The sequence below is a fragment of the Sphingomonas mucosissima genome, from assembly GCF_002197665.1.
GTDB classification, from domain to species: domain Bacteria; phylum Pseudomonadota; class Alphaproteobacteria; order Sphingomonadales; family Sphingomonadaceae; genus Sphingomonas; species Sphingomonas mucosissima.
The window spans coordinates 184798-209522 of the sequence record NZ_NBBJ01000001.1; the positions used below are offsets into that span (position 1 = coordinate 184798).

The window sequence follows — 24725 nt, forward strand, 5'->3', positions numbered from 1 at the left end:
AGCCCGGCGCAGCGTTTCCCCGCGGGCTGCATCGATGCTGGCGGTGCAGCTGCTGGCGTTACGATTTCGCCTGAGCGGGTGTCCAGGGTTTCGCCTTAGACAAGGGCTGCTCTCTCAGTTGCTGCGGTCGCCCCAGCGGCGTTCCGCCTTCGCGCCACGGCGCGCTGTCTCAGGCGAGGCCGAGGTACAGCAACAGCAGGGTAAACGCGGGCACGATCACGCTCATGATTAGGATGATCAGAATGGACGTTCGGATCAGCGCGCTGCCGCGCGTGAGGCCGTACGTGCCTTTCATCTGCTTGTAGATGTGGACGACGGCGATCAGCACCCCGGCGGTGATGAGTAACCAGCTTCGCACCCCCAGTGCCCCCAGCACCGCGAGGGTGATGGTAAGCAGCGACATGAAGGTGAGTGAGTAGGTCGTGAAGACGGCGTGGTCGTAGAGACCAAAGCGGCGGCTGAACGGAAACAGCAGCCACAGGAACGGGATGGAAAGCGGGATCAGCGCCCAGCTGAACTTATAGGCGGACGTCTTGAGCTTGTAGAGCAGCAGGGTCGGGTTTTCCCGCGCATGGCGGAACTTGGCATCCAGCCAGCTTTCATTAGCAGCACGGGCCGAGGATCCTTCTGCCGCGCCGGCAGCCGGCAGCAGCTGTTCCGCTGCAGCGAGATCGCGAGCGTTTTCCCGAGCCTCGCCAAGGCGTTTTTCGAGTCGGGCGATCCGCTCGGCATCAGGCTGCTGCTCGCGGCGTTCGTTCTCTAGTCGCCGGCTGTAATCGGTGATCCGCGTCTGCGCCTTGGCGCGCTCGGCCGCGACCTTGGACCGCGTTTCCGCCATGCCGCCTGCCAGGTCCGATTTCAGGAATTCGCCGCCACCAAAGCTCCACCCGGGCAGATTGGCGACGACCGCGAACATCAGGAACACGGTGAACAGGAACATGGCGAGTGGCGAGACGAAGCTGGCGCGCTGGCCGTCCACGTAGCGCCGCGTCAACTTCCCTGGGCGGCCGATAAGCATCGGCAGCGTGCGCCAGATCTTTCCTTCAAAATGGAAGACGCCGTGCGCGATGTCGTGGATGATCGCGCCGGCGGTGCGATGGACGTGACCGGCCTGACCACAGGCGTGGCAGTGCGATCCGATCAGCGTCGTTCCGCAATTGAGGCAATGTGTCGGATGATCGTGCGCCGCATGTGCTGCGCCAACGCCGTGATCGAGCGTGCGGCCGATCAGCCCGGCCGTGATGATGTCAGCGCTTGCCTCCAGCCCGTCCGCCATGGCCCCATTCTCCCCACGACGAGCATAGTTGCTGGCTGGTAGGGGAGGCAAGACCGAGCGGGGCGGCCGGTTCGACCGCCCCTCGATGCTGCCGTCAGTATTTGCTGAGTTCGACCGGCAACTTGCGATAGCCGTGCACGAAGCAAGCGGAGACCCGCTCCGGCGCCCCGACAACGTTCACGCGCATGCGCCGCTTGGCCATTTCCTCCAGCAGGATGCCGATCTGAAGCTCAGCCAGGCGCGCACCAACGCAGCGGTGGATGCCGTGCCCGAAGGCGAGGTGGCGACGCGCATTGGGCCGGTCGACGATCAGCTTGTCCGCATCCTCGCCAAACACGCTCTCGTCGCGGTTCCCCGAAATGTACCACAGCGCCAGCTTGTCGCCCGCCTTGATCTGCTGACCCATCAGCTCGGTGTCCTGCGTCGCGGTACGGCGCATATGGGCGAGCGGGGTCTGCCAGCGGATGATCTCACTCACCGCGTTGGGGATGAGCGCGGGATCAGCCTCCAGCTTGGCGCGCTGATCGGGATATTTGTCGAGGCCATAGGCGAGGCCCGACATCGTGTTGCGCGTGGTATCGTTGCCGCCGACGATCAGAAGGATGAGGTTCCCGAGAAACTCATTGTCGTCCATCTCGCGCATCGCGTCCGAATGAATCATCATGCTGATGAGATCGGGCTGGAGCGGCTTGTCGAGCTTCTCGTTCCACAGGCGGCGGAAGTAGGTGCCGCATTCGTACATGTGCATCAGCCGCTGCTGACGCAGATCCTCGTTCTTGATGATCTCGATATCCCCGGCCCAATCGGACCAGAAGGTGAGCTTGCGGCGATCCTCCCAGGGAAAGTCGAACAGGATCGCCAGCATCTGCGTGGTCAGTTCGATCGCGACGGTGTCCACCCAGTCGAACTGTTCGCCCCAGGGGAGCGTATCGAGCACCTCTTCGGTCCGGCGGCGAATGTCCGAGGACAGGCGCGTCATCTCTGATGGCGTGAAGGCAGGAGCAACGGTGCGGCGCTGCGCGGTGTGCACGGGACGGTCTCGCGCGATGAACATCGGCATCCGTACGGCGTTCGGGTCGGTCGGGTCGAAATCGGCGATCGTGATTCCGCCTGCCTCGGACGAATAGAGATCGGGGAGCGACTCGACCTCGACGATCGGCTTGTACGAGGAAACCGACCAATAAGGCCCGAACTCCGAATTGGTCACATAATGGACCGGCGCCTCGGCACGCAGGCGGGCGAACGGCTCGCGCCAGGTATCGTCACGATAAAGCTCTGACCTGCTGACATCGAAGGGATCAGCCGATCCCGCTACATCCCTGGCAAGCGTCGCCATCATCTCTCTCCCGCGTTCTATGCGACAAGGAAGAACTCAACTGACAATCTTGTCAATAGGGGATGCTTCCGCCCGTCTTGCCTCCTCTTCGGAACAGCTTTTTCCAGGCACTGGCTGGGCTGCCGGACTGGAGAACGCCGCGGCGGAAGAGGCGCGCGCCGACGCTGATGAAGATGGCCACCCACAGCATCTGCCAAGCCAGCGCGACGATATGTGCCCACAACTCAGGTGAGTTCGCGGCGCGTCCCGCCATCGCGAAGGGAGAGGAGAGCGGGAAAACTTCCGCAATGGTTGCCAGCCGGCTGTCCGGATCCGATGCGGCCGCCGAGGCGAGCCCGAACATCGCCACCTGAAGGATGGTGATCGGCAGCGAGAGCATCTGGATCTCGCGCATGGTCGAGGCTTGCGCGCCCACGCCGAGAAAGACTGAGCCGAGCAGGAGATAAGCGGTGGTGAAATAGCCAGCGAAGAGCAGCACGAAGGTGCCGAACCCTACGGCGGGCGCCATGCCGGCAAGGTCGGCGCTGGCGGGCAGCAACATGCCGATCTGGCTGACTACCACTCCCCAGAAACCGACAAACAGCACGGCCACCCCGAACATGCCGAGCAGCTTTCCCAGGAAGACACTTTCCAGCGGCACAGCGGCGGCGAGCACTTCGATCACCTTGTTGTTGCGCTCCTCCGCCATGGTGCCGACCACTTGGCCTGACAGGAACAGCGTGAGGAAGAAGATGCCGAATACCGCGGCGAACGCGGCCGTGTTGCGCCCGCTGAGTGTTGGGGCCTCGCGGGCGGTCCGGGTGAAGACAGGACGGCTGGGGGGCAGCGGGCCGACGGCGGCGATCCGCATCGCCTGTTCGGAAATGGCGGCAAGATAGCGGGCTGCCCTGCGGCTTTGGCCGAAGAGGATGCGCGGCGCATCGAGCGGGCCGCTCATCACTGCTACAACGTCCACGCCCGGTGTGTTCAACGCTGCGCGGGCCTGCGGGGCCGGATCGCCATTCGGTGCACGGACCTCCAGCGCTGGAGGCGCGAGTTCGCCGGGAAACAGCGGGCGCAGTTGTCGGTCAGCTGCGATCAGCGCCTCGGCCTCGTGCGGCGGTGCAATGGCCACCAGGCGCTCCTTTTCGGCCGATCCTGCCGATACGGAGGCCGCCCCAAGGCCACCAATGGCTCCGAACGAGCCCATGATCACCGGCGCGAACAGGAACAGGAGAAAGATCGGGGTGAACACGGTGGCGGTGAAATCCCGCCGCGCGATGGTGAAGGTCTGGCGCAGGCGGCGGCGCAACTTGCCCTTGGCATCGCTCATGCGGCCTGCTCCAGCGCGGCTTGGCCGACGATCCGCACGAACGCCTCGTGCAGCCCGGGTCGTTCGATGGACAGGCCGGAAATGCCGTAACCGGCCTCAATCAGCCGCTTCAACAATGCCTCGATCCCCTCAGGCGGCAGTTCGAAACGCCAGCCGTCGCCATCGGCGCGTGCATCCGGCGGCAGTTGGTGCCGCAAGCCGTCGTTCGGAAAATGGGGCACGTAATGAACCTGTTGCGGCAGCGTTCCGCGGGCCTCGGCGACCGTGCCTTCGAAGCGGCGCTTGCCACCGGCGATGATCGCCAGCCGGTCACACAATCGCTGGGCATGCGCCATGACGTGGGTGGAAAAGAGTACGGTCGCGCCGCGATCCCGCTCCGCCAGGATCAACGCCTCCAGCCGCTCCTGATTGACCGGATCGAGACCGGAGAATGGTTCGTCCAAGACCAGCAGATCTGGCTGGTGGACCACCGAGCCGAGCAACTGAACGAGCTGCGCCATGCCCTTCGAAAGCTTGCGGATCTTGTCGTCAGCCGCATGACCGAGGCCGGCATTTTGCAAGAGCGTTTCGGCCCGTGCGCGCCCCTCTCTCCACGGCAGGCCACGTAGTGCGCCCATGAAGGCAATCGCCTCGCGCGCTTTCATTGCAGGGTAGAGGCCGCGTTCTTCCGGCAGATAGCCGACCCGATCGCTGGCGTCGCGGGGATGCTGGTGGCCGAGCAGGGTGCGCTGCCCGCCATCAGGCTCGATGATGCCCAGCAGCATGCGCAACGTCGTGGTCTTGCCGGCGCCGTTCGGGCCGAGCACGCCATAGATCATGCCATGCGGGACGGTGAGATCGATGCCGTCCACCACCAGGCGCCCGCCGAAGCGCTTGACGAGCCCCTTAGCGACAATGACGGGATCTCCCGTGCTATCCACTTGGCTAGTCCTGGAAATGGCCGCGGCGATTGCCGCGGGCGGTGAGAACGGGCGCCATGTCCGACCAGCAGGCGGGTCCGGTGGGCGGGTGGCCTGAGGGGCTTAACGGCAAATCCGGAAAGATCACGCTAACGATTGTAGTGGCGGGCTCACGGGCCCCCGGCCGCCGGCGTGGCTTCGCATCTCGGAGCCGCTATTTGCCGCCGACCCGGCGGGTAAGCGCGGCGACGCAACTGGCGCGATCGATCGTTCGGCCGTCGGGCTGACGCGCGTCGACGTAGGTCACGCGCGGCTCCGCGGAACCCTTGGGATACAGATAGGTGTCGAGGACGCAGATGCGGCTTTGGAACTGGAGCTTGCGGGCGTTGCCCTCACGGACATCGGCGTCGGGCTGGCCGAACAAGCGCACCAGCCCGTTCGCATCCTGCCCGATGACGCGCTCCAACCCGGCGGAACCATAAGGGATGGGGACAAGGTCTGCCGCTTCGGGCGCGGTGCTCGCCACCGTGGCGCAGCCAGACAGGAGCAGGACGAGGATCGGGAGCGAAAAGCGCGTCATCGACGGTTCCGGTGATAGAAGTGAGTGGCAAACGCGGCCCCGATCACTGGCGCCAGGAAGTTGAGCAGGGGCACGAGGAACAGCCCCGTGACGATCAGGCCAAGGATGAAGCGACGTCCTGCGGTTTTACGCCGCCAAGCGCCCATCGTCTCGGGCGAAAGGTGGCGCGCGGCCACCATGTCGCCGAGATCGCGGCCGAGCAGCCATGCGTTCACGGCGAGAAAAAGCGCCGCCGTTCCGACACCGGTGGCGAGCAGGACGATGTAGAGCGGGAGGAGGATCAGGTTGACGGCGACGAAACGGCCGGCGGAGGAAAGCCCCATGCGCAAGGAATGGGCAAATGGCACATCGCGCGCGCTTGCCAGCGCCGAGGGATAGTGACGCCGCTCGACGGCGGCGACGATGGTGTCTGCGAACAGACCGACAACGGCAATCGCGACGGCGCGGAACAGCAGCCAGAAGGCGAGCACGGTCACGACAAGGGCGACGGCCGATGCCAGCGCGCCCCGGAACGCCTGCTGGGCGAGGAGCAGGTCCACACCCCACCAGGTGCCTGCGCCGAGCAGCACAAACAGGGCGAACGTCAGCGCAAGGCTCCTGGCAAGGACCCGTAGCACCGCTCGATCACCAAGCTGGGAGAGGCTGAGCGCGAATGCCTGCAACATCATGGCCGGGAATGCGCGCCCCTGTGCGGTTGCGCAAGGCGTGCGCGGCAATTACGGCGCCCGCAACACTCATCCCGTTCGAGCCGCACCTGGCTCTGCCGCTGTCTTTCTTCCGGAAAGCATGCAGCACAGCAGGAATCGGGGCGGACGCGCCTGCAGGATCGTTCCTTGACCCAGCCCAGCTACGACGTCGTCGCGATCGGCAATGCCATTGTCGACATTCTTTCCCCCGCCACCGACGACTTTGTCGCTGACAATGGGATGACTAAGGGCGCAATGGCGCTGGTGTTCTCGCCCGAGGAAGCGGACGCGCTCTACGCCAAGATGGGGCCAGGGCAGGAAGTGTCCGGCGGCTCGGCGGCGAACACGATTGCCGGGATGGCGGCGCTCGGCAGCACGTGCGCCTTCATCGGCCAGGTGGCGGATGATCAGCTCGGCGACGTGTTTGCGCACGACATTCGTGCGGCAGGCATCCGGTTCGACACGGCGGCGCGCGCCGGTAGCCCGACCACCGGCCGCTGCCTGATCTTCGTGACGCCTGACGGCCAGCGCACGATGAACACCTTCCTGGGCGCGTCGCATTATCTGCCCGCCGAGGCGCTGGACCGCGACCTGATTGCGGGTGCTAAGTATCTGTATCTCGAAGGTTATCTCTGGGATCCGGAAGAGCCGCGCGCCGCCATGCGTGAAGCGATCGATGTGGCGCGGGCGGCTGGCCGCAAGGTCGCTTTCACGCTCTCGGCCGAGTTCGTCATCGACCGCCATCGGGCGGCGTTCCACCAGCTTATCGATGCGGGCCTGATCGACGTGCTGTTCGCCAACGAGGCGGAGATCGTGTCGTTGACCGAGGCCGCGGATACCGAATCGGCGATTGCGGCGGTGAAGGACAAGGTGCCGCTGCTGGTCGTTACGATGAGCGAGCAGGGGGCCTGCGCCATCGCCGGTGACGAGCGCGTGACGGTGCCGGCAGCGCCGGTGGAGAAGGTGGTGGATACCACCGGTGCGGGTGATCTGTTCGCGGCTGGCTTCCTGCACGGGCAGGCGCAGGGCTGGGGGCTGGAGCGCTCGCTGCGGCTCGGCGCGGTTTGTGCGGCCGAAGTGATCAGCCATTTCGGGGCGCGTCCGCTGGCCGATCTGAAGACCTTGGCGGCCGATCTCTGAGCGACGCCGGCCTGCTTGCGGGGCACTTCGGGTACTGGCCGGCACATTCCGGCCAGTACCCGATTTTCGTATCACGGTTGGCAGTCTGCCGCCCAGCGCGCATCCATCGCCGCATCGGTCGGCAGTTGTGAGGCAAGCGTCACCTCGCCCTTCTTGACGATGAAGCGCTCATAGCCCGTGCGTCCCATGCCGACGCTTGCGTTCACTTCGCCGCAGACCGCATCGCCATGAGCCGCCACGCCCTTGAACTGCGCGGTCTCGGGTTGCCGCAGCTGGCGGCGCACGGCTTCGGTGCCTTCGCGCACGCGATTGACGTCGGCGGGGTCCGGGCCGACGTCACACCCGGCGATGGCGCCGGAGAGCGCCAGGGCGAGTAGCACGGGGGCGCGGGTCATTGTGCGGCCCCCGGCTTCAGCAGGTCGAGCGCGGCGGCAGTCATCGCGGTGGCGCCGGTCACCACCACCGGCTCCGGGGCGATCTTGAACAGCGGCGAATGGTGCGAGGCGACCGCGGGGCCGCCGTTGCGTGCGGCGTCGAGCGCCGACCTGGGCGTGCCGCCGACGGCGAAGTAATAGCCCTTCACGCCCGTGTCGGGCTGCACGAAATAGGCGAAGTCCTCGGCGCCCATGCCCATCTGCTCGAAGGGCACCACATTGGCCGCGCCGAGCGTATTCACCAGCACCGCGTTCAGCCGCTTGGCAAGCGGCGCGTCGTTGATCGTCGTCGGCGTTCCCTCGATTACCGTGACCACGGGCAGCTTGTCCTTTGGCATCCCGTTCATCACGCCAACGCCCTCGGCGACCCGCTTGATCCCGGAGACGAGCTGTGCGCGGGTCTTTTCGTCATTGGCGCGCACCGTCACCTGAAGCTTCGCCTCGTCGGTGATGATGTTGTGCTTCAGACCGGAGTGGAACGAGCCGACGGTGATGACGCCGGGCAGCAGCGGCGCGCGCTCGCGGCTGATCAGGCCCTGAAGCGCCACCACGATCTGCGAGCCCATATAGACCGGATCCTTGCCGGTGTTCGGGCTCGCGCCGTGTGCGCCGACGCCCGGCACGACGATGTCGATCGAATCGGACGAGGAATATTGGATCGATTCGCTGGCAGCGACCTTGCCCGTCTCCATGCTGGCATCGACATGGTAGGCCAGGGCGTAATCGGGCTTGGGGAAGCGGGTGTAGAGGCCGTCCGCCACCATTGCCTTGGCGCCCGCAATCCGCTCCTCCGCGGGCTGGCCGACGAACACGACCGTCCCCTGCCAGCGGTCCTTCATCGCGGCGAGCCGCCGCGCCGTGGCGATCAGGCCAACGACGTGGGTGTCATGCCCGCAGGCGTGCATCACGGGCGTTTCCACGCCGTCGACGCCCACCTGCCGCACCGTGGAGGCGTTTGGCAGGCCGGACTTTTCCTGCACCGGCAAGCCATCCATGTCGGCGCGGATCAGCACGGTCGGGCCGGCGCCATTCTTCAGCACGCCAACGACGCCGGTCTGCCCGACCTTTTCGGTGACCTGCATGCCAGGGATCTTGCGGAACTCGGCGGCGACGGCAGCGGCGGTCTTTACCTCGCGGAACGACAGCTCGGGATTGCGGTGTAGCTGATCCCACAGCTTGCCGAGATCGCGATCGTAATCGGCCTTGATCTGCGCCTGGTAATCGGGCGCTGCGGCCGCCGGCGCGGCGATGATGGGCGTCGTGGCGGCGGTGAGTAAAGCGGCGATGATCGTGCGGCGCATGCAATTCCCCTTTGTTGCGCACAGCATAGCCGGCGGAACGCTGGGGTGAAGAGGGTGCGCGATTACGCAAGCTCCATCGTGGAGGTCAGGCCGGGCTTGTTCCGCATCCAGCGTTGCTCAAGGCCGCGGGCGTGAGAGAGTGCGGAACCCTGGACCCCGGCACAAGGCCGGGGTGACGGTGGGTATTTGGGCGAAGGGTGCGCGGGAGAACGGACGTAGGGTTGCACGTCATGCCGGGCTTGTCCCGTCATCCAGCGCTACGTGCATCCGACATTTTTAGCGCGGGCGCAGGGTTGGACCCCGGCATGGGGCCGGGGTGACCGCGGTGGAGATCAGTCGACGAAGGCGCGCTCGATCACGAACTGGCCGGGATTGGCGTTTGAACCCTCCGTCATGCCGAGCTGTTCCAGCATCTGTGCGGTTTCGCGGATCATCGCGGTGGAGCCGCAAAGCATCACACGGTCGGTCTCCGGATCGAACTTCGTCGGGCCGGTGACTGGCGGGGAGAACAGGCGGCCGTCGGCGATCAGGTCGGTGATCCGGCCCTTGGTCTCGAATTCCTCGCGCGTGACGGTCGGGATATAGTGGAACTGCTCCTGCGCCTGATCGCCGACGAGCGGATCCTCGGCGAGCCTGGCCGCGAGCTCCTCACGGAAAGCCAGGTCGCTGACCCGACGCACGCCGTGGACGACGATGATCTGGTTGAAGCGCTCATAGACTTCAGGGTCGCGCGCGAGGCTGAGGAAAGGCGCAAGACCGGTGCCGGTCGACAGCAGCCACAGCCGCTCGCCGCCGAGCAGCGCATCGCAGACCAGGGTGCCGGTGGGCTTCTTGCCCATGTAGAGCTGATCGCCTGGCTGGATCGCCTGCAGGCGGCCGGTCAGCGGGCCGTCCTCTACCTTGATCGACAGGAATTCGAGCTCGTCCGAATAGGATGGGCTGGCGATCGAATAGGCGCGCATGATCGGCTTTGCCGCGTCTTCCTCGCCTGGGAGGCCGATCATGATGAACTCGCCCGAGCGGAAACGCAGCGAGGACGGCCGATCGACCGCGAAGCTGAACAGATGCTCGTTCCAGTGGCGCACCCATTTGACGTTGACCGTCAGGAAGGCCTTGTGGTCGGGGATCAACTTCGGTTCTGCAAGCACGGTCAACGATCTCGCTCCTTGATGACGGCCTCACGCGAAAGGCGGCGCCACCTCAATCATCGGCAGTCTTCAACACCTGACCGCCAGTTTGGTACCTATCAACGTCGTCGCCCTGCGTCCCGGTCGCAAGCAAGAAAAGTTCGCAGGCCGAATAGCCGATCGCGCCCGGCCAATTTCCGTAGGGGAAGGGCAGGGCGTGATCGGCGCGGGGCTTTCGGGCAATTAGGTGCACGGCGGCGCAAGTGCAACGCGCCGCCAGTTGACGCCGCTCGTTGCTCTTCCGTTCCGCGCCGGTCGCTCCCATATTCGTGCCATGGCGATTCAGATCCGTACCACGCTTGCTGAACCCGAGACGGACGACAATTTCGTCCCGCATCGTCCGCAGCGCCCCGCGAAGGTGGAGGGGGGCAGGCCGTTCAAGCTGGTGTCCGACTATCAGCCCGCAGGTGACCAGCCGACGGCGATCGCCGAGCTTGTCGCGGCGGCAAAGGCGGGCGAAAAAGACCAGGTGCTGCTGGGCGTCACCGGCTCGGGCAAGACTTTCACCATGGCCAAGGTGATCGAGGAGATGCAGCGCCCGGCGCTGATCCTCGCGCCGAACAAGATCCTGGCGGCGCAGCTTTACGGGGAGTTCAAGAGCTTCTTCCCCGAGAATGCGGTCGAGTATTTCGTCAGTTACTACGATTATTATCAGCCGGAGGCGTACGTCCCCCGGTCCGACACGTACATCGAGAAGGAAAGCTCGGTGAACGAGGCGATCGACCGGATGCGTCACTCCGCCACCCGCTCGCTGCTGGAGCGGGACGACGTGTTGATCGTCGCCTCCGTCTCGTGCCTCTACGGCATCGGGTCGGTCGAGACGTATTCGGCGATGATCTTCGACCTGAAGAAGGGGCAGAGCGTCGATCAGCGCGAGATCGTGAGGAAGCTCGTCGCGCTTCAGTACAAGCGCAACGACGCGGCTTTCCAGCGCGGCAACTTTCGCGTGAAGGGCGACAATCTGGAGATCTTTCCGTCGCACCTTGAGGATGCGGCATGGCGGATCAGCTTCTTCGGTGATGAGATCGAGGAGATCGTCGAGTTCGACCCGCTGACCGGCAAGAAGGCGGCGAGCATGAACTCGGTGCGGGTTTATGCGAACTCGCACTATGTGACGCCGGGGCCGACGATGAAGCAGGCGACCGAGGCGATCCGCCATGAGCTGACCGAGCGGCTGAAGGAGCTGGAGGCGGAGGGCAAGCTGCTCGAGCATCAGCGGCTGGAGCAGCGCACAAATTTCGATCTCGAGATGATTGCGGCCACCGGCAGCTGCAATGGGATCGAGAACTACAGCCGCTTCCTGACCGGCCGTCTGCCGGGCGAGCCGCCGCCGACGCTGTTCGAATATCTGCCCGAGAACGCGTTGCTGTTCGTAGACGAAAGCCACCAGACGGTGCCGCAGATCGGCGCGATGGCGCGCGGTGACCATCGGCGGAAGATCACGCTCGCTGAGTACGGGTTCCGTCTGCCGAGCTGCATCGACAACCGCCCGCTGCGCTTCAACGAATGGGACGCGATGCGCCCGCAGACCGTCAGCGTCTCGGCGACGCCCGGCGGCTGGGAGATGGAGCAGACCGGCGGCGTCTTCGCCGAACAGGTGATCCGCCCGACGGGCCTGATCGATCCGCCGGTCGAGATCCGTCCCGTCGAGGAGCAGGTGCAGGATTGCATCGTCGAATGTCGCAAGACCGCGGAGCTTGGTTATCGCACGCTTGTCACCACCCTGACCAAGCGGATGGCGGAGGATCTGACCGAGTATATGCACGAGGCGGGCGTCAAGGTCCGCTACATGCACTCCGACGTCGAGACGCTGGAGCGTATCGAGCTGATCCGCGACCTTAGGCTGGGCGTCTATGACGTGCTGATCGGCATCAACCTGCTGCGCGAGGGGCTCGACATTCCCGAATGCGGGCTGGTGTGCATCATGGACGCGGACAAGGAGGGCTTCCTGCGCTCCGAAACATCGCTGATCCAGACGATCGGCCGCGCGGCGCGCAACGTCGATGGGCGCGTGATTCTCTACGCCGATCGCATCACCGGCTCGATGGAGCGGGCGATGAACGAGACGGCGCGCCGCCGCGAGAAGCAGGAGGCGTACAACCTCGAACACGGGATCACGCCGACCACGATCAAGCGCAACATCGGCGACATCATCGCGCACGTATCGAACAAGGACGGCGTGCTGATCGACACCGGCGACGAGGAACGGCCGCACATGGTGGGCCACAATCTGCGCGCGTACATCGAGGAGCTCGAGAAAAAGATGCGCAAGGCCGCCGCCGACCTGGAATTCGAGGAGGCCGGCCGCCTGCGCGACGAGATCCGCAACCTGGAGCAGGAGGAGCTTGGCCTGCCGGTGCACGAGCACAAGGCGCCGCTGATGGGACGCAGCAACGAAGGCAAGCCGGGCACGCGCAAGACGCGCTTTGGCAAGCAGCAGCAGATGCGGATGGCGAAGCGGCGGTGAAGAAGACCCGGCGGTTCGTCGCGCGGGCGGTAGCCTATGCGCTGGCGACCGCCGCCGCCGTGATCGTCATCGCCGGTTATTACGAAAGCGCTGGGCTGCTGGTGACGCAGATCGCGCTGATCGCCGGGCCGACGCTGGTGCCGTTCCTGATCCTGCGCGGTCGATCGACCCGAGCGAGCTGGGTCGTTATCGCGCTAATGACCGCAGCCGGCTGGGCGTGCACCGTTTATACCGATACACGCCCGTATGAAGGTGGCGGCGCCTCGTTCGCGGTGTTCTTCGGCTGGTTCGGATGCCTTGTCGCCAGCGTGGTCGCGGTTGTCGCTCGGCTCGCCGCGGGCTTTGGCGATAGGCGCAAGGGACCGGGCGTCAGGCGAGGCTAACGCGCCTTACCGCAGCGTCACGTCCTCGCCGCTGACGCCGTAATAGCCGGCGACGCGATCGGCATAGGCTTGATCGAAATGCGGCGCGTTGTTGGCCCAGCTCGGGCCGCCTTCCAGCATGCGGCGATCGATCGTCACGACGTACAGGTCGCGCACCGAATCGAACTGCAGCAGCGAGAATGGCAGCGGGTAGAAGCTCTTGCCCATTCCGAGGAACCCGCCGAGGCTCAGGACCGCGTGGGTAACGCGCCCGCTTACCTTGTGCGCAAGAAAGGAATGAACGACACCGATCTTGTCGCCGTCGCGGCTTTCGACCTTCACGGTCGAGACAAGCGTCGCTTCGATCAGGGCAAGGGTGGTCGGGGTGTCGGTGGTGCTCATGGTTGTTTCCCTGTGGCGCTGATCTTCTTTCGCTGAACCGATCTTCCCGCGCGCCGGTTCCGGTTGAGCCGATGCGCCGGAGCGGGTTAGGGTGCGCCATGCGTCTTTTGCTTGCCGCCGCCCTTTTGATCCCGCTCAGCATCGCGGGGTGCGTCGCGCCGCCGGCGGATGCGCCGCCACCCCCGCCACCAGTCGCGCCGCCGCCGCCCCCTGCGCCCAAGCCTGCGCCGCTCGCCGGCGACTGGCAGGATTGGCCGTTCACGCCCGGGACGTGGCGCTATGCGCGCGAGGCGGGCGGCACCCGTGCGACGTTCGGGCAGGGCGGCGGGGCGCCGCAGCTGTCGCTGCGCTGTGACCTTGCCAATCGTCAGGTGATCCTGTCACGGCCCGGCACCGCGAGCGGCGCCATGACGATCCGTACCACCAGCAGCACGCGCGCGGTGCCGGTGCAGATCGCGGCAGGCGCGGCACCGTCTGCGCAGGTCGTTTTCGCCGCACGCGAACCGTTGCTGGATGCCATGGCCTTCAGCCGCGGGCGGGTGGCGATCCAGCAGCAGGGCGCGCCGACGCTGGTTCTGCCCTCATATGCAGAGATCGGCCGGGTGATCGAGGATTGCCGCGGCTGATAGGATGCTCGCGGGGCGCAGAGGATCGTTCAAAGCGCCGCGCAAAACAAGACTTGTTTCCGATCGCCAAAGGAATCAGATTGCGGATGTGGCCGATGAGGTCACGCTCGTTATCAACCAGCGAAAGGAGGTGATCCGATGTCTCATGGTTCAGCAATGGGGTCGGTTCAGTTCGTTCGGGGGACGCGCTTCTGAGGCTGTAGCGGTTCGGCGGGAGGTATTCCCCTCCAGTCAACGCCGGAACCTGTAGCGTTCAGAGGCCTGCATGGTCTCCCGGGCTGGAGCTCTCCGGCCGCTGACCATGTTTAGGGGTTGTCGGGTTGCCCGGGAGGGCTGCTCGGCAACCTCTTCTCATATGTGGCATATCCGTACCGAGCGTTTGTCGCGACGGCGGTTCGCGTGGTCTTCTTTGCCCGCTGGCGGCAGTAGAGCTTGGCGTCGTTCACCGTTAGACGTCCAGCGATGCGCTTTCTTCTTTTGCTTCTTGCCGTCGTCGTGTCGCTGCCAGCCGCCGCTCAGCGCGCCGACCGGGCGACGCCGGGCTTCGTTCGCGTCCGGCTGGAAACAGCGCTCGGCGTGATCACGCTGGCGCTGGATGCCAAGCGTGCTCCGGCCACCACTGCCAATTTCATGAAATATGTCGACGACGGCCGCTTCGACGGGGTCAGCTTCTACCGGGTGGCGCGGCAAAAGAACGCGCCGAAGCTTGGCTTTATCCAGTCGGGCATCCGCACCGATGCGCGCCGATTCCTGGACATGATCCCGCACGAATCGACCAAGCAGACCGGCATCAAGCATCTGGACATGACGATCTCCATGGCGCGGCGTGGCGAGCCCGGCTCCGCCAATGGCAATTGGTTCATTGCCGTCGGGCCGATGCCGTGGATGGATTGGAAGCCAAACAATCCCGGCTATGCCGCTTTTGGTCGTGTGGTTGCAGGGCAAGCGGTGGTGAAGCGTATTCTGGCGGAGCCAACCAGCGGGGCGATGAACGGCACGCTGCTGATGAAGCCGGTCTTTGTGAAGCGTGCGGTCCGAGTGGATGGAAAGCCGAAGCCGACCGGACGACCGCGCCCGTGGATTTTCGAAGGGCGAAAAGACGGCTGAGGCAAATGCGGTGCCGCCGCCGCGCGCCGCTGCCGGACATTAGGAATGAGCGGTTGGGCGGGGTGGGCGAGGGATAAGGTAATCAGCGCTGTCTTGCCGATTGTCGGGGTAGGACCCGAACATCTCAGGCGGGCGGCAAGATGTCTGAAGAGACGTGAGGCAAGGAGCTAAGCAGGCGGACGGTATGCGGAGCGCATGATGTCCGCCGCAATGGGATCAGCGAAGCAGGACGGTCGCAATCACGTTATCGACGGAGCGTTCGCGTTCGCTTCCTCATTATACACCTTGTCGAGATAATAGCCGGCCAACGTGTAGTGCGCCTTCACAGCTTCCGGAACTTCAGTGCGTTGCGCCATTTCAAGCTCTGACTCGGCGCGCCTGTAATAATATTCCTTATCGTCGTTCACCGAATTCACTCCATCTCCCGAATCGCCGCATATGCCCGCGCGAGAAGTCACGAAATCACCTGGATCAAATCTGTAAGATCCGGCGCTGGCAGGCAGCCTGGAACTGCCCCTATAACTCTCATTCTTTCGGTTCGTGCTGCCCTACCCCCTCCAAAGGCAAGTTGGCCCCGGCGCGCAGATGCGACGAGGCTCGGTTGACGCTTGCGCCAATGACGGCTTTGCAAGACGTTTATGATGCTCGGTTTCATGCGAGCCTGATCACAACCCGCGGCATGTCGGTAAGTTCCTCGACACGCTGCGCCTCTTGGAGCTGCCATGACCTTGATCGCCCTCCTGCTTGCTGCTCAGGCTGCCACTGCGCCAGCACCCGCCGTTCCCGCGCGGATCACCCGTCTCCTGGAGCGGACGCCCATCATCGACGGCCACAATGACCTCGCCTGGGAGATCCGCGAACGGCATGAAGCCAAGGTGGAGGACGTGGACCTCACGAAGAACACCGCGGCGCTGCCCTATCCGTTGCAGACGGATATTCCGCGCCTGCGGCAGGGCGGCGTCGGTGGGCAATTCTGGTCGGTATGGATCCCCGCCAGCGTCCTGGGGCCACGGGCGGTGGAGATGACCCTGGAGCAGATCGACGTGGTGCGGCGCGTGGTGGCGGCGAACCCCGGAACACTCGCCCTCGTAACGAGCGCAGCCGACGTGCGCCGCGCACAAAAGACCGGGAAGATCGCTTCGCTGATCGGGATTGAGGGCGGGCATCAGATTGATGGTCGGCTTTCCGTGCTGCGTCAGATGAAGGAGCTTGGCGTCGGTTATATGACGCTGACGCATGGCAAGAGCCTCGACTGGGCTGACTCGTCGACCGATGCGCCGCGTGCAAACGGGCTTAGCGCTTTTGGCCGCGATGTGGTGGCCGAGATGAACCGAATTGGCATGATTATCGATGTGAGCCATGTGGCTGACACGACGATGGCGGCGGTGCTCGATCTATCAAAGGCGCCGGTGATTGCCTCGCATTCCTCGGCCCGGGCGATCGCCGACGTGCCGCGCAACATTCCCGACGACCTGCTTCGCCGCATCGGCACGGCGGGCGGCGTGGTGATGGTCAACCTCTACCCGGCGTTCCTGTCGGCCGAGTGGCGCGCGTGGGATCAGCAGCGCACGGCATTTGGCAAGGCGCAGGGGCTGGTGACGGATGTTTACGGGCCCAAGGCGCCGGCGCCGCTGATCGCCTGGGATGCGGCGCACCCGATGCCGCGCGTCACGGCGGCCACGGTGGCGGATCATGTCGACCATATCGCCCGCATCGCCGGCAAGGGCGCCGTGGGCATCGGCGGAGACTATGACGGCATCGGCGGAACCGCGCCCGAGGACATGGGGGGCGTCGATGGTTATCCCCGCTTGTTCGCGGAGCTCGCGCGGCGGGGGTGGAACGATGCCGATCTTGCCAATCTGTCGCAGGGCAACGTCCTGCGGGTCATGGAGCGCGTGGAGGCGGTGGCGGCCGGCCAGCGCAACATGCGGCCGGTGGATGCGATCGAGCCCGAGTAATCGCGGCGGGTCGGGCGCGGGCAAGTGCCAACGCCCGGCCCGGCCACCGGAGGCGCTACCGCGCCGGCTCAGAAACCGCTGAGCAAGCTTGCCACATTGGCGCCCAAGGCGTGGATCGCATAACCGCCTTCCATGACGATCGCGGTCGGAAGGCCGAGCGCGGCGATGTCTTTGGCGAGGATCGCATAATCCGGCGTGGTCAGCGCGAAGCGGCTGATCGGGTCGCCTTCCCATGTGTCGGCGCCGAAGCTCATGACCAGGAAGGTCGCGCCGAAGCGGGCGATCGCCTCAAGCGCGGTCGCTTGCGCGGCGCGGAAGGCATCGGCGGTGGTGCCATGTGGGAGCGGGAGGTTGAGCGTGGTGCCTTCGCCCGCGCCTTCGCCTACCTCGTCGGCATGGCCCCAATAGAAGGGATAATCGGTCGCGGGATCGGCGTGAACGCTGGCGTAAAAGACATCGCCGCGCTGCCAGAAAATGTCCTGCGTGCCGTTGCCGTGGTGATAATCGATATCGAGAACGGCGACCCGCTCATGACCCGCATCGCACGCGGCCTGGGCGGCGATGGCGGCGACGTTGAGGTGGCAATAGCCGCCGAAATAGTCCGCGCCGGCATGGTGGCCCGGTGGGCGGCAGAGGGCGAAGGCCGTGCGGTCGCCCGCCAGCACGGCATGGGTGGCGGCGAGCGCAGATTGCGCGCTGCCATAGGCGCTGGTCCAGGTCTGCGGCGTGATCGGCGTGGTCGCGTCGAAGGCGTAGCGGCCCATCAGCGCATCGATGCGATCGAGGCGGAGCGGGCGACGGCCGACGATCGGGAAGGCGTAAGGAATCGCATCGCCCGGGCGGCCGGCGGCGGCCCAAGCGGCGGGTGCGTCCTTCAGGAACTGAAGGTAGCCAGCGTCATGCACCGCGCGGATCGGCGCTTCGCCGCGATCCTCGGGCTGCTCGGCGCCGCCGATGGCGCTCAGGATCATCTGCGCGCGCGAGGGCTTTTCGGCGTAATCGGTGAACTGCCCGTTGTGCAGTTCCTGCGCCGGGGCGTGGCGCAGCTGATCGGGGGAGAAGAAGCGCCGCATCGGGCTGTACCTTGTCTGGAGTTTGAGAGGGTTGCTCAGCGCACTTGAGCGACCGTGAGGCTGCCGGCGGGAAGCGGCTGGCATAAATCGGCGGATGGCACGGAGGGATCGAGCCAGTCGGCCCAGGCATCGCGGCCGAGCACGACGACCTGCCGCGAATGGTAGGGCGCGATGTCCGGGCCCGGCTCGCACGTCAGCATGGTAAAGGCTTCGCCAACGCTCGCGTCCTTGCGCCACAGGCCGGCGATGCAGAACCAGTCGTGGCCGGCGAGGCGGAAGGCCCATTTGTCCTTGCGCTTCGCCTTCGGATCGGCGGACTTGGTGAATTCGAAGAAGCTGTCGACCGGGATCAGGCAGCGACCAGCGCGCACGTCGCGCCCGTCGGAGCGGAAATTGTAGACCGGACGGCCGCCCGCGCCGGGCCAGCTCCAGCGCCGGGTGAGGCATTCGGCCTCGTCCCTGCCGCCGTCGACACCGCGGATGATGATCGTCGGATCGGTGATGCGGAAGCTTTCGAGCGGCGCCATGTTGGGCACGCCTTCGGGGAAGACGAGCGGGATGCGCGTCTCGCCCCAGTCGTTACGCAATTCGTCGATGGCGATGCGGCGGGCGGCCTCGTTGCACATGGCTTGCGGGTTAGCGGATCGTGGCGGCCGGCGCCAACTCCCCGAGAAGCGGAAAGCTGGCGCCGGGACGCGGCCTTATTGCGCCGCCAGCGCTTCGGCGATCAGGCGGCGGGTGTTGGCGACGCCATAGAGCTTGATGAAGCTGCCCATGCGCGGGCCCTGGCTCGAGCCGAGCAGCGTTTCGTAGAGCGCCTTGAACCAGTCGCGGAGCTCGGCGAAGTCGCCCGTCTTGCCGATCTCATAGATCGCGTTCTGGATATCCTCGGCCGAGGCATCCTCGCCCAGCGTGGCGAGATCGGCGTCGAGCCGTTCGAGCGCCGCGACTTCGACGCCTTCTGGCGCGCGCCGCTTCAGCGTGGGCGCGATGAAATCGCGGTGATAGGCGAGCGCATAGCCGATCATCCGGTCGAGCTCCGGATGCGCGGCAGCGTTCGCGTCAGGCAGGTAATTGCCGAGATAGCCCCAGACCTGCTCGTCCGTGGCGCCTTCACCCATCACGCCGACGAGGTTCAGCAGAAGCCCGAACGTGACTGGCAACGTCTCGGCGGGCACATCGCCCGTGTGGATGTGGTGGACGGGGTTGCCGAGCTTTTCCTTCCAGCCCTGCGCCGGATAGTTCGCGCGGAACTGCCAATAATCGTCCACCGCGCGCGGGATGAGGCCGAGGTGAAGCGACTTCGCCTTCTTCGGCTCGCGATAGATGTAGAAGGCCAGGCTCTCGTCGGGGCCGTAGGTCAGCCACTCCTCGATCGAGAGGCCGTTGCCCTTTGACTTGGAAATCTTCTCCCCCTTCGCGTCGAGGAACAACTCGTAGATCAGCCCTTCGGGCTTCCGCCCGCCGAGCACCTGCGCGATCTTACCGCCGAGCACGCCTGAATCGATCAGGTCCTTGCCATACATCTCATAATCGACGCCGAGCGCAGCCCAGCGCATGCCCCAGTCGGGCTTCCACTGCAGCTTCGCCCTGCCGCCGAGAATCGACTGTTCTACCGTCTCGTCCCCGGGAACAGAGGTGTCGACGAAGCGGATGATACCGGCCTCCGCATCGACCACCTCGACCGGAACTTGGAGCACGACGCCGGACTTGGGGCTGATCGGCAGGACAGGCGAATAGGTCGCCTGTCGCTCGGCGCGCAGCGTCGGCAGCATGACGGCCATGATCTTGTTGTAGTTGCGCAGCACGTCCCGCAGCTTCTCGTCGAAGCGGCCCGAGGTGTAGTGATCGGTCGACGAGACGAACTCATATTCGAAGCCGAAGCGATCGAGGAAATCGCGCAGCATCGCATTGTTGTGCGCGGCGAAGCTGCCGAACTTGCCAAAGGGATCGGGGACGCGCGACAGCGGCTTGCCGAGGTTCGCTGCGAGCAACTCCTTGTTCGGCACATTGTCCGGCACCTTGCGCAGGCCGTCCATGTCGTCGCTGAACGCCACCAGCCGGGTCGGCCGGCCGGTCATTTCCTCATAAGCGCGGCGGACAATGGTGGTGCGCAGCACTTCCTGGAAAGTGCCGATGTGCGGCAGCCCGGAGGGGCCATAGCCGGTTTCGAACAGCATCGGTTCCGGAGTCCCGTCCTTGGCGAACTTGCCCTCGGGCCAGCGCTTCAGGAGCTTTCGCGCTTCCTCATAGGGCCAGGCCTTGGACTCGAGCGCAGCGGCGCGCCGTTCGGGATCGAATGCGTCTGTCATAACGCGGTGCGACGTAGCGAGGCGCGCGCGCGATGGCTATATGGCCGTCGCATGTCGACCTGGACCGGCCTTCTCTTCTTCCTCCTCACCGTCGCTGGGATGGAGGGCTTTGCCTATGTGATGCACCGCTGGGTGATGCATGGGCCGGGCTGGTTCCTGCACGAAAGCCATCATCGGCCGCGTACCGGCCGGTTCGAGCTGAACGACCTGTACGGCTTGATCTTCGCCGTGCCCTCCATCGCGCTGATCTATGGCGGCCTGCAGGGCGGCGGGTGGGAAGGATTCGCGTGGATCGGCGCTGGCATCGCGGCCTATGGCGCGATTTATTTCGGCTTCCACGACGTGATCGTGCATGAGCGGGTGCGCACGCGCTACCTGCCGAAATCGAGCTATATGCGCCGCATCGTCCAGGCACACCGGCTACATCACGTGGTGAACACCAAGGAGGGCACGGTCAGCTTCGGCTTTCTCGTCGCGCCCAAGCCGGAAGCGCTGAAGGCGGAGCTGAAGCGGCGTGGGCGTGCGGGCGTGCGTGCTCCGACCGGTTCGGTTCGGACGTTTGCGGAAAAGTAACTTTCACGGCGGATAGTGGCGGTCATGGATCACGCCATTCCGCTCCCAAGCTCGACCGACGGCGACGAAAACCGCCGGGCATTGCGCAAGGCAGTGAAGATGCGGGCGCATCTGCGCGACCGCGGCACCACCCGGTTCGAGATCGAAGTAGTCGATCTGTCGACCACCGGATTTCGCGCGCAGACAAGCTTCACTTTGTGGCCCGGCACCACGGTGTGGCTGACGCTTCCGGGATTGGCGGGGCTGGAGGCGGTGGTCGCCTGGCGCGACAAATACCGGTACGGCTGCGCATTCACGAAGCCGCTTCATCCGGCGGTGTTCGACCATATCGTGGCGCTGGGCGACAGCTGACCGGTTGCGCAAACCAGCGTAACCATTTCAACTGATTAGGCCGTTGACGCGGCGTCTTGCGGCTGTGCTGCGCGCCGGCTGTCCGACCGCTTGGTCTGCGAGGCTGAACCGATAAGGGCGCCGCTCTCCTGAGCGGACGCCCTCAATATCGTCAGTCGAACAGCGAAGAAACGCTCGTCTCGTCGGCGATCCGGCGCATCGCCTCCGCGAGCAGCGGCGCGATCGTGAGGTGGCGGATGCGGCCGGTGCTGCTGATCGCTTCCTGGTTGCCGATCGAATCGGTGATGACGAGCTCGCGCAGCGCGGACCCTTCGACACGGGCGACCGCACCGCCCGACAGCACGCCATGGCTGACATAGGCCACGACGTCCTCGGCCCCGGACTCCCGCAGGGCGGCGGCCGCGTTGCACAAGGTGCCGGCCGAATCGACGATATCGTCGATCAAGATGCAGAAGCGGCCCTCGACGTCGCCGATGATGTTCATCACTTCCGATTCGCCGGCGCGTTCGCGGCGCTTGTCGACGATGGCGAGAGGCGCGTTGTGCAAGCGCTTGGCGAGCGCGCGGGCGCGCACCACGCCGCCTACGTCAGGCGAGACGACCATCAGGTTCTTGGAACCGAAGCGCGCCAGGATGTCGGCCGACATCACCGGCGCGGCAAAGAGATTGTCGGTCGGGATGTCGAAAAAGCCCTGGATCTGGCCGGCGTGCAGATCGACCGACAGGACACGATCGGCGCCTGCGGTGGTGATCAGATTGGCCACGAGCTTCGCAGAGATCGGCGTGCGTGGGCCGGGCTTCCGGTCCTGCCGCGCATAGCCGAAATAAGGCACCACGGCGGTGATCCGCTTCGCCGACGCGCGCTTCAGCGCGTCGATGCAGATCAGCAGTTCCATGAGATTGTCGTTCACCGGATAGCTGGTCGACTGGATCAGGAACACGTCCTCGCCGCGGACATTCTCCATGATCTCGACGAAAATCTCCTCATCGGCGAAGCGCCGAACGAGCGCCTCCGTCAACGGGATCTCGAGATAGGAGGCAATGTCGCGCGCCAGCGGCAGGTTCGAGTTGCCGGTCATCAATTTCATGGTTGTCGCGCCCTTTCTGCGCCGCCCCCTTAGCGCGAAAGCCCCGTGTTGCAATCGCGCGACATGGATCGGTGAGACAGTTTGCGGATCGGCCGCGGGGCGCCTAACCGGCGCTGCATGACCGTGGTTACCCGCTTCGCCCCTTCACCGACCGGCCGCCTGCACGTGGGCAATATCCGTGCCGCGCTACACAATTGGATGTTCGCGCGGTCACAAGGCGGACGCTTCGTGCTGCGCATCGACGATACCGATGCGCAGCGAAGCGAGGAGCGATTCGTGGCCGCAATCCACGACGATCTGGCTTGGCTTGGCCTGCTGCCGGATGCGGAAGTGCGCCAGTCGGAACGTTTCGGCCTGTACGAGGCGCGGTTCAATGAACTGCGCGCTGCCGGGCGAATCTATCCCGCTTATGAGACCAGCCAGGAGCTGGACCTGAAGCGCAAGATCCAGCTCGGTCGCGGGTTGCCGCCGGTTTACGACCGCGCCGCGCTTCAGCTGACCGACGCCGATCGCGCGCGATTGGAGGATGAGGGGGTGCGGCCGCATTGGCGCTTCCGCCTCGATCACGAAGCGGTGGTGGAATGGGACGATCTGGTGCGCGGGCACCAGCGCTTCGACCCCAAGACGATGAGCGACCCCGTCGTGCGGCGTGCCGATGGCACGTGGCTGTACATGCTGCCGTCGGCGATCGACGACATTGACCTCGGCATCAGCCATGTCGTGCGCGGCGAGGACCATGTCGCGAACACGGCGTTGCAGGTCCAGATGTTCGTCGCGCTCGGCAGCACGCTGCCCACGTTCGCGCACACTGCCTTGCTGACGGGGAGCGAGGGCAAGCTTTCCAAGCGGCTGGGCAGCCTGGGCGTGGATCAGCTGCGCGAATCGGGAGTCGAGCCGCAGGCAATCCGGGCGCTGCTCGCGCGGTTGGGGACGAGCGATCCGGTGGAGCCGGTCTCGGGCATGGAGCCGTTGCTTCAAACCTTTGACTTTGGCCGGTTTGGCCGGGCGCCGGCGCGGTTCGACGAGGGCGAACTGGCGCAGCTGAGCGCGCGCATCGTCCACCAGCTCTCGTTCGAAGAGGTGGCGCAGCGACTGCCCGCGGGCATGACGGCAGCGGCGTGGGATGCGGTGCGCCCCAACCTGGCGACGGTCGCGGAGGCGGCGGACTGGTGGCAGGTGATCGAGGGGCCGGTCGACCTGGCGGACACCTCTGACGACGGCGAATATCTGGCGGCGGCTGCCGATGCGGCCGAGGCGATCGATTGGAGCGCTGACCCATGGCAGCAGCTTACCAGCCGATTGAAGGAAGCCACCGGGCGCAAGGGCAAGGCGCTGTTCCTGCCGTTGCGCCGCGCACTGACCGGCCGCGATCACGGGCCTGATATGGCGGCGATGCTGCCGCTGATCGGCCGCGATCGGGCGCTTGCTCGACTGCGCGGCGGCTGACGAAAGCTACAATCATCGACGCTTGCGCGTGATATGAGACGTGGTAACATCACAACCTGAGCTGAAGCTCGGAAGGAGAAGAATAACAACATCATAGGAGAGGATCATGTACGCGAACCTTTATGCCCGGCCTGCCGGGGTGAATGTCGGAAGCCTTGCCGTTGCCGTGGCCATCAATGCGGGGGTGATCGGCGCCCTGATGTTCTCCGCCCCGGTGATCGAAGCGATCAAGCAGCGCACCTCGTTGCGGATCGAAAACATCCCGCTCGATCCTCCGCCGCCAGAGCCGATGCCGCCGCAGCCGCCACGTGTGACAAAGGATAGTCTTGCCGTGCCGCGGGAGCGCCCGATGACGTCAACCTCGCTCACGCCCGACACCTCAGGCGAATATGTGATCCCCTCGCTTCGCTTGCCGCCGCTGCCACCATTGCCGCCGCTCCCCACCGGCGAAATGACGCGGGCTGATCCCCCTGCGCCCCCAGTCATCGTCGATGCGCGCGTGGATCCGCGCTACGCCCGTCAGCTTCAGCCGGAATATCCCGCGGGAGAGCGCCGTGCCGAGCGCGAGGGCAATGTCACCGTGCGCGTGACCATCGGCCGCGACGGACGGGTGGTTGGCGCGGAATGCGTAACGGCAACGAGCGAGGACTTCTGCCGCGCTACCCGTCAGCACGCCATGGCCAAATGGCGCTTCCAGCCAGCGACGCGCGACGGCGTGGCGACCGAAACGGTCAAGGAGATGACCGTGCGGTTCCAGCTGATGTCATAGGCCAAGCGGATGGTCGGGGAGGCGGCGGGCGATGATCTCGC

The 24725-nt window shown here is 65.4% G+C and carries 25 protein-coding genes; 10 read left to right on the forward strand and 15 right to left on the reverse strand.

Annotated elements, in window-relative coordinates; all coding sequences use genetic code 11:
• Nucleotides 1-169: 169 nt before the first annotated feature.
• The 6 genes from SPMU_RS00880 to SPMU_RS00905 form a co-directional block, all read right to left on the reverse strand.
• Nucleotides 170-1276: a DUF3667 domain-containing protein gene (locus SPMU_RS00880; protein WP_088331027.1), complete on the reverse strand. Its 1107-nt coding sequence runs from the start codon at nucleotides 1274-1276 to the stop codon at nucleotides 170-172.
• 94 nt (nucleotides 1277-1370) lie between these two features.
• Nucleotides 1371-2612, reverse strand: coding sequence for a cytochrome P450 (locus tag SPMU_RS00885; protein WP_088333074.1), 1242 nt, complete (start codon nucleotides 2610-2612; stop codon nucleotides 1371-1373).
• Between the two features lie 52 nt (nucleotides 2613-2664).
• Nucleotides 2665-3924, reverse strand: coding sequence for an ABC transporter permease (locus tag SPMU_RS00890; RefSeq protein WP_088331029.1), 1260 nt, complete (start codon nucleotides 3922-3924; stop codon nucleotides 2665-2667).
• A complete protein-coding gene (locus SPMU_RS00895) occupies nucleotides 3921-4844 on the reverse strand; it encodes an ABC transporter ATP-binding protein (RefSeq protein ID WP_088331031.1) in 924 nt (307 codons plus the stop codon). The genes SPMU_RS00890 and SPMU_RS00895 overlap by 4 nt, the downstream gene beginning before the upstream one ends.
• Before the next feature lie 193 nt (nucleotides 4845-5037).
• Nucleotides 5038-5403, reverse strand: a complete 366-nt coding sequence (locus SPMU_RS00900) for a hypothetical protein (RefSeq protein WP_088331033.1) — start codon at nucleotides 5401-5403, stop codon at nucleotides 5038-5040.
• On the reverse strand, nucleotides 5400-6071 hold the full coding sequence (locus SPMU_RS00905) for an EI24 domain-containing protein (RefSeq protein WP_342746425.1): 672 nt from the start codon (nucleotides 6069-6071) through the stop codon (nucleotides 5400-5402). The genes SPMU_RS00900 and SPMU_RS00905 overlap by 4 nt, the downstream gene beginning before the upstream one ends.
• A 165-nt stretch (nucleotides 6072-6236) precedes the next feature.
• Between SPMU_RS00905 and SPMU_RS00910 the strand changes: the two genes are divergently transcribed.
• Nucleotides 6237-7229 carry an adenosine kinase gene (locus SPMU_RS00910; RefSeq protein WP_088331035.1) on the forward strand — a complete coding sequence of 331 codons (993 nt, stop codon included), beginning with the start codon at nucleotides 6237-6239 and terminating at the stop codon, nucleotides 7227-7229.
• Nucleotides 7230-7300: 71 nt separating this feature from the next.
• Here the strand turns inward: SPMU_RS00910 and SPMU_RS00915 are convergent, their stop codons facing one another.
• The 3 genes from SPMU_RS00915 to SPMU_RS00925 all read right to left on the reverse strand — a co-directional run bounded on the left by SPMU_RS00915 (nucleotide 7301) and on the right by SPMU_RS00925 (nucleotide 10118).
• Nucleotides 7301-7624, reverse strand: coding sequence for a hypothetical protein (locus SPMU_RS00915; protein WP_088331037.1), 324 nt, complete (start codon nucleotides 7622-7624; stop codon nucleotides 7301-7303).
• Entirely contained in the window at nucleotides 7621-8964 is a 1344-nt protein-coding gene (locus SPMU_RS00920; protein ID WP_169715598.1) for an amidohydrolase, read from the reverse strand. Before SPMU_RS00920 ends, SPMU_RS00915 begins: the two co-directional genes overlap by 4 nt.
• A gap of 332 nt (nucleotides 8965-9296) precedes the next feature.
• A complete protein-coding gene (locus tag SPMU_RS00925) occupies nucleotides 9297-10118 on the reverse strand; it encodes a ferredoxin--NADP reductase (protein WP_088331041.1) in 822 nt (273 codons plus the stop codon).
• Between the two features lie 307 nt (nucleotides 10119-10425).
• On the opposite strand from SPMU_RS00925, the gene uvrB reads away from it, so the two are divergent.
• The gene (uvrB, locus tag SPMU_RS00935; RefSeq protein ID WP_088331051.1) at nucleotides 10426-12618 is read left to right on the forward strand and encodes an excinuclease ABC subunit UvrB; all 2193 of its coding nucleotides are present in this window, start codon (nucleotides 10426-10428) and stop codon (nucleotides 12616-12618) included.
• Nucleotides 12615-13001, forward strand: a complete 387-nt coding sequence (locus SPMU_RS00940; RefSeq protein ID WP_088331053.1) for a hypothetical protein — start codon at nucleotides 12615-12617, stop codon at nucleotides 12999-13001. Before uvrB ends, SPMU_RS00940 begins: the two co-directional genes overlap by 4 nt.
• Before the next feature lie 6 nt (nucleotides 13002-13007).
• Here SPMU_RS00940 and SPMU_RS00945 read toward each other — a convergent pair whose 3' ends face one another.
• Complete coding sequence (locus tag SPMU_RS00945; RefSeq protein ID WP_088331055.1) at nucleotides 13008-13382, reverse strand: PRC-barrel domain-containing protein; 375 nt, start codon at nucleotides 13380-13382, stop codon at nucleotides 13008-13010.
• Nucleotides 13383-13480: 98 nt separating this feature from the next.
• Here SPMU_RS00945 and SPMU_RS16780 point away from each other — a divergent pair, with 98 nt between their 5' ends.
• Together SPMU_RS16780 and SPMU_RS00955 are read left to right on the forward strand one after the other, a co-directional pair.
• Nucleotides 13481-14008, forward strand: a complete 528-nt coding sequence (locus SPMU_RS16780; RefSeq protein ID WP_088331057.1) for a hypothetical protein — start codon at nucleotides 13481-13483, stop codon at nucleotides 14006-14008.
• 462 nt (nucleotides 14009-14470) lie between these two features.
• A complete protein-coding gene (locus SPMU_RS00955; RefSeq protein WP_088331059.1) occupies nucleotides 14471-15115 on the forward strand; it encodes a peptidylprolyl isomerase in 645 nt (214 codons plus the stop codon).
• 239 nt (nucleotides 15116-15354) lie between these two features.
• Here the strand turns inward: SPMU_RS00955 and SPMU_RS16785 are convergent, their stop codons facing one another.
• Nucleotides 15355-15522: a hypothetical protein gene (locus SPMU_RS16785; protein ID WP_169715599.1), complete on the reverse strand. Its 168-nt coding sequence runs from the start codon at nucleotides 15520-15522 to the stop codon at nucleotides 15355-15357.
• 315 nt (nucleotides 15523-15837) lie between these two features.
• Between SPMU_RS16785 and SPMU_RS00960 the strand changes: the two genes are divergently transcribed.
• Complete coding sequence (locus tag SPMU_RS00960) at nucleotides 15838-17073, forward strand: dipeptidase (RefSeq protein WP_088331061.1); 1236 nt, start codon at nucleotides 15838-15840, stop codon at nucleotides 17071-17073.
• A gap of 68 nt (nucleotides 17074-17141) precedes the next feature.
• Here SPMU_RS00960 and SPMU_RS00965 read toward each other — a convergent pair whose 3' ends face one another.
• The 3 genes from SPMU_RS00965 to SPMU_RS00975 all read right to left on the reverse strand — a co-directional run bounded on the left by SPMU_RS00965 (nucleotide 17142) and on the right by SPMU_RS00975 (nucleotide 20458).
• The gene (locus SPMU_RS00965; protein WP_088331062.1) at nucleotides 17142-18146 is read right to left on the reverse strand and encodes a histone deacetylase family protein; all 1005 of its coding nucleotides are present in this window, start codon (nucleotides 18144-18146) and stop codon (nucleotides 17142-17144) included.
• A 35-nt stretch (nucleotides 18147-18181) separates the two neighbouring features.
• Nucleotides 18182-18772, reverse strand: a complete 591-nt coding sequence (locus SPMU_RS00970; RefSeq protein ID WP_088331063.1) for an SOS response-associated peptidase family protein — start codon at nucleotides 18770-18772, stop codon at nucleotides 18182-18184.
• Nucleotides 18773-18847: 75 nt separating this feature from the next.
• Nucleotides 18848-20458 carry a lysine--tRNA ligase gene (locus SPMU_RS00975; protein ID WP_088331065.1) on the reverse strand — a complete coding sequence of 537 codons (1611 nt, stop codon included), beginning with the start codon at nucleotides 20456-20458 and terminating at the stop codon, nucleotides 18848-18850.
• Nucleotides 20459-20509: 51 nt separating this feature from the next.
• Between SPMU_RS00975 and SPMU_RS00980 the strand changes: the two genes are divergently transcribed.
• Together SPMU_RS00980 and SPMU_RS00985 are read left to right on the forward strand one after the other, a co-directional pair.
• Nucleotides 20510-21031 carry a sterol desaturase family protein gene (locus SPMU_RS00980; RefSeq protein ID WP_088331067.1) on the forward strand — a complete coding sequence of 174 codons (522 nt, stop codon included), beginning with the start codon at nucleotides 20510-20512 and terminating at the stop codon, nucleotides 21029-21031.
• 24 nt (nucleotides 21032-21055) lie between these two features.
• Nucleotides 21056-21382 (forward strand): pilus assembly protein PilZ, encoded by a 327-nt coding sequence (locus SPMU_RS00985; protein WP_088331069.1) that lies wholly within the window; start codon nucleotides 21056-21058, stop codon nucleotides 21380-21382.
• Between the two features lie 151 nt (nucleotides 21383-21533).
• Here the strand turns inward: SPMU_RS00985 and SPMU_RS00990 are convergent, their stop codons facing one another.
• Nucleotides 21534-22469 carry a ribose-phosphate pyrophosphokinase gene (locus tag SPMU_RS00990; RefSeq protein WP_088331071.1) on the reverse strand — a complete coding sequence of 312 codons (936 nt, stop codon included), beginning with the start codon at nucleotides 22467-22469 and terminating at the stop codon, nucleotides 21534-21536.
• Between the two features lie 117 nt (nucleotides 22470-22586).
• Here SPMU_RS00990 and gltX point away from each other — a divergent pair, with 117 nt between their 5' ends.
• Both gltX and SPMU_RS01000 read left to right on the forward strand, forming a co-directional pair.
• Complete coding sequence (gltX, locus tag SPMU_RS00995) at nucleotides 22587-23915, forward strand: glutamate--tRNA ligase (RefSeq protein ID WP_088331073.1); 1329 nt, start codon at nucleotides 22587-22589, stop codon at nucleotides 23913-23915.
• Nucleotides 23916-24021: 106 nt separating this feature from the next.
• A complete protein-coding gene (locus SPMU_RS01000) occupies nucleotides 24022-24684 on the forward strand; it encodes an energy transducer TonB (RefSeq protein ID WP_088331075.1) in 663 nt (220 codons plus the stop codon).
• Nucleotides 24685-24725: the final 41 nt, after the last annotated feature.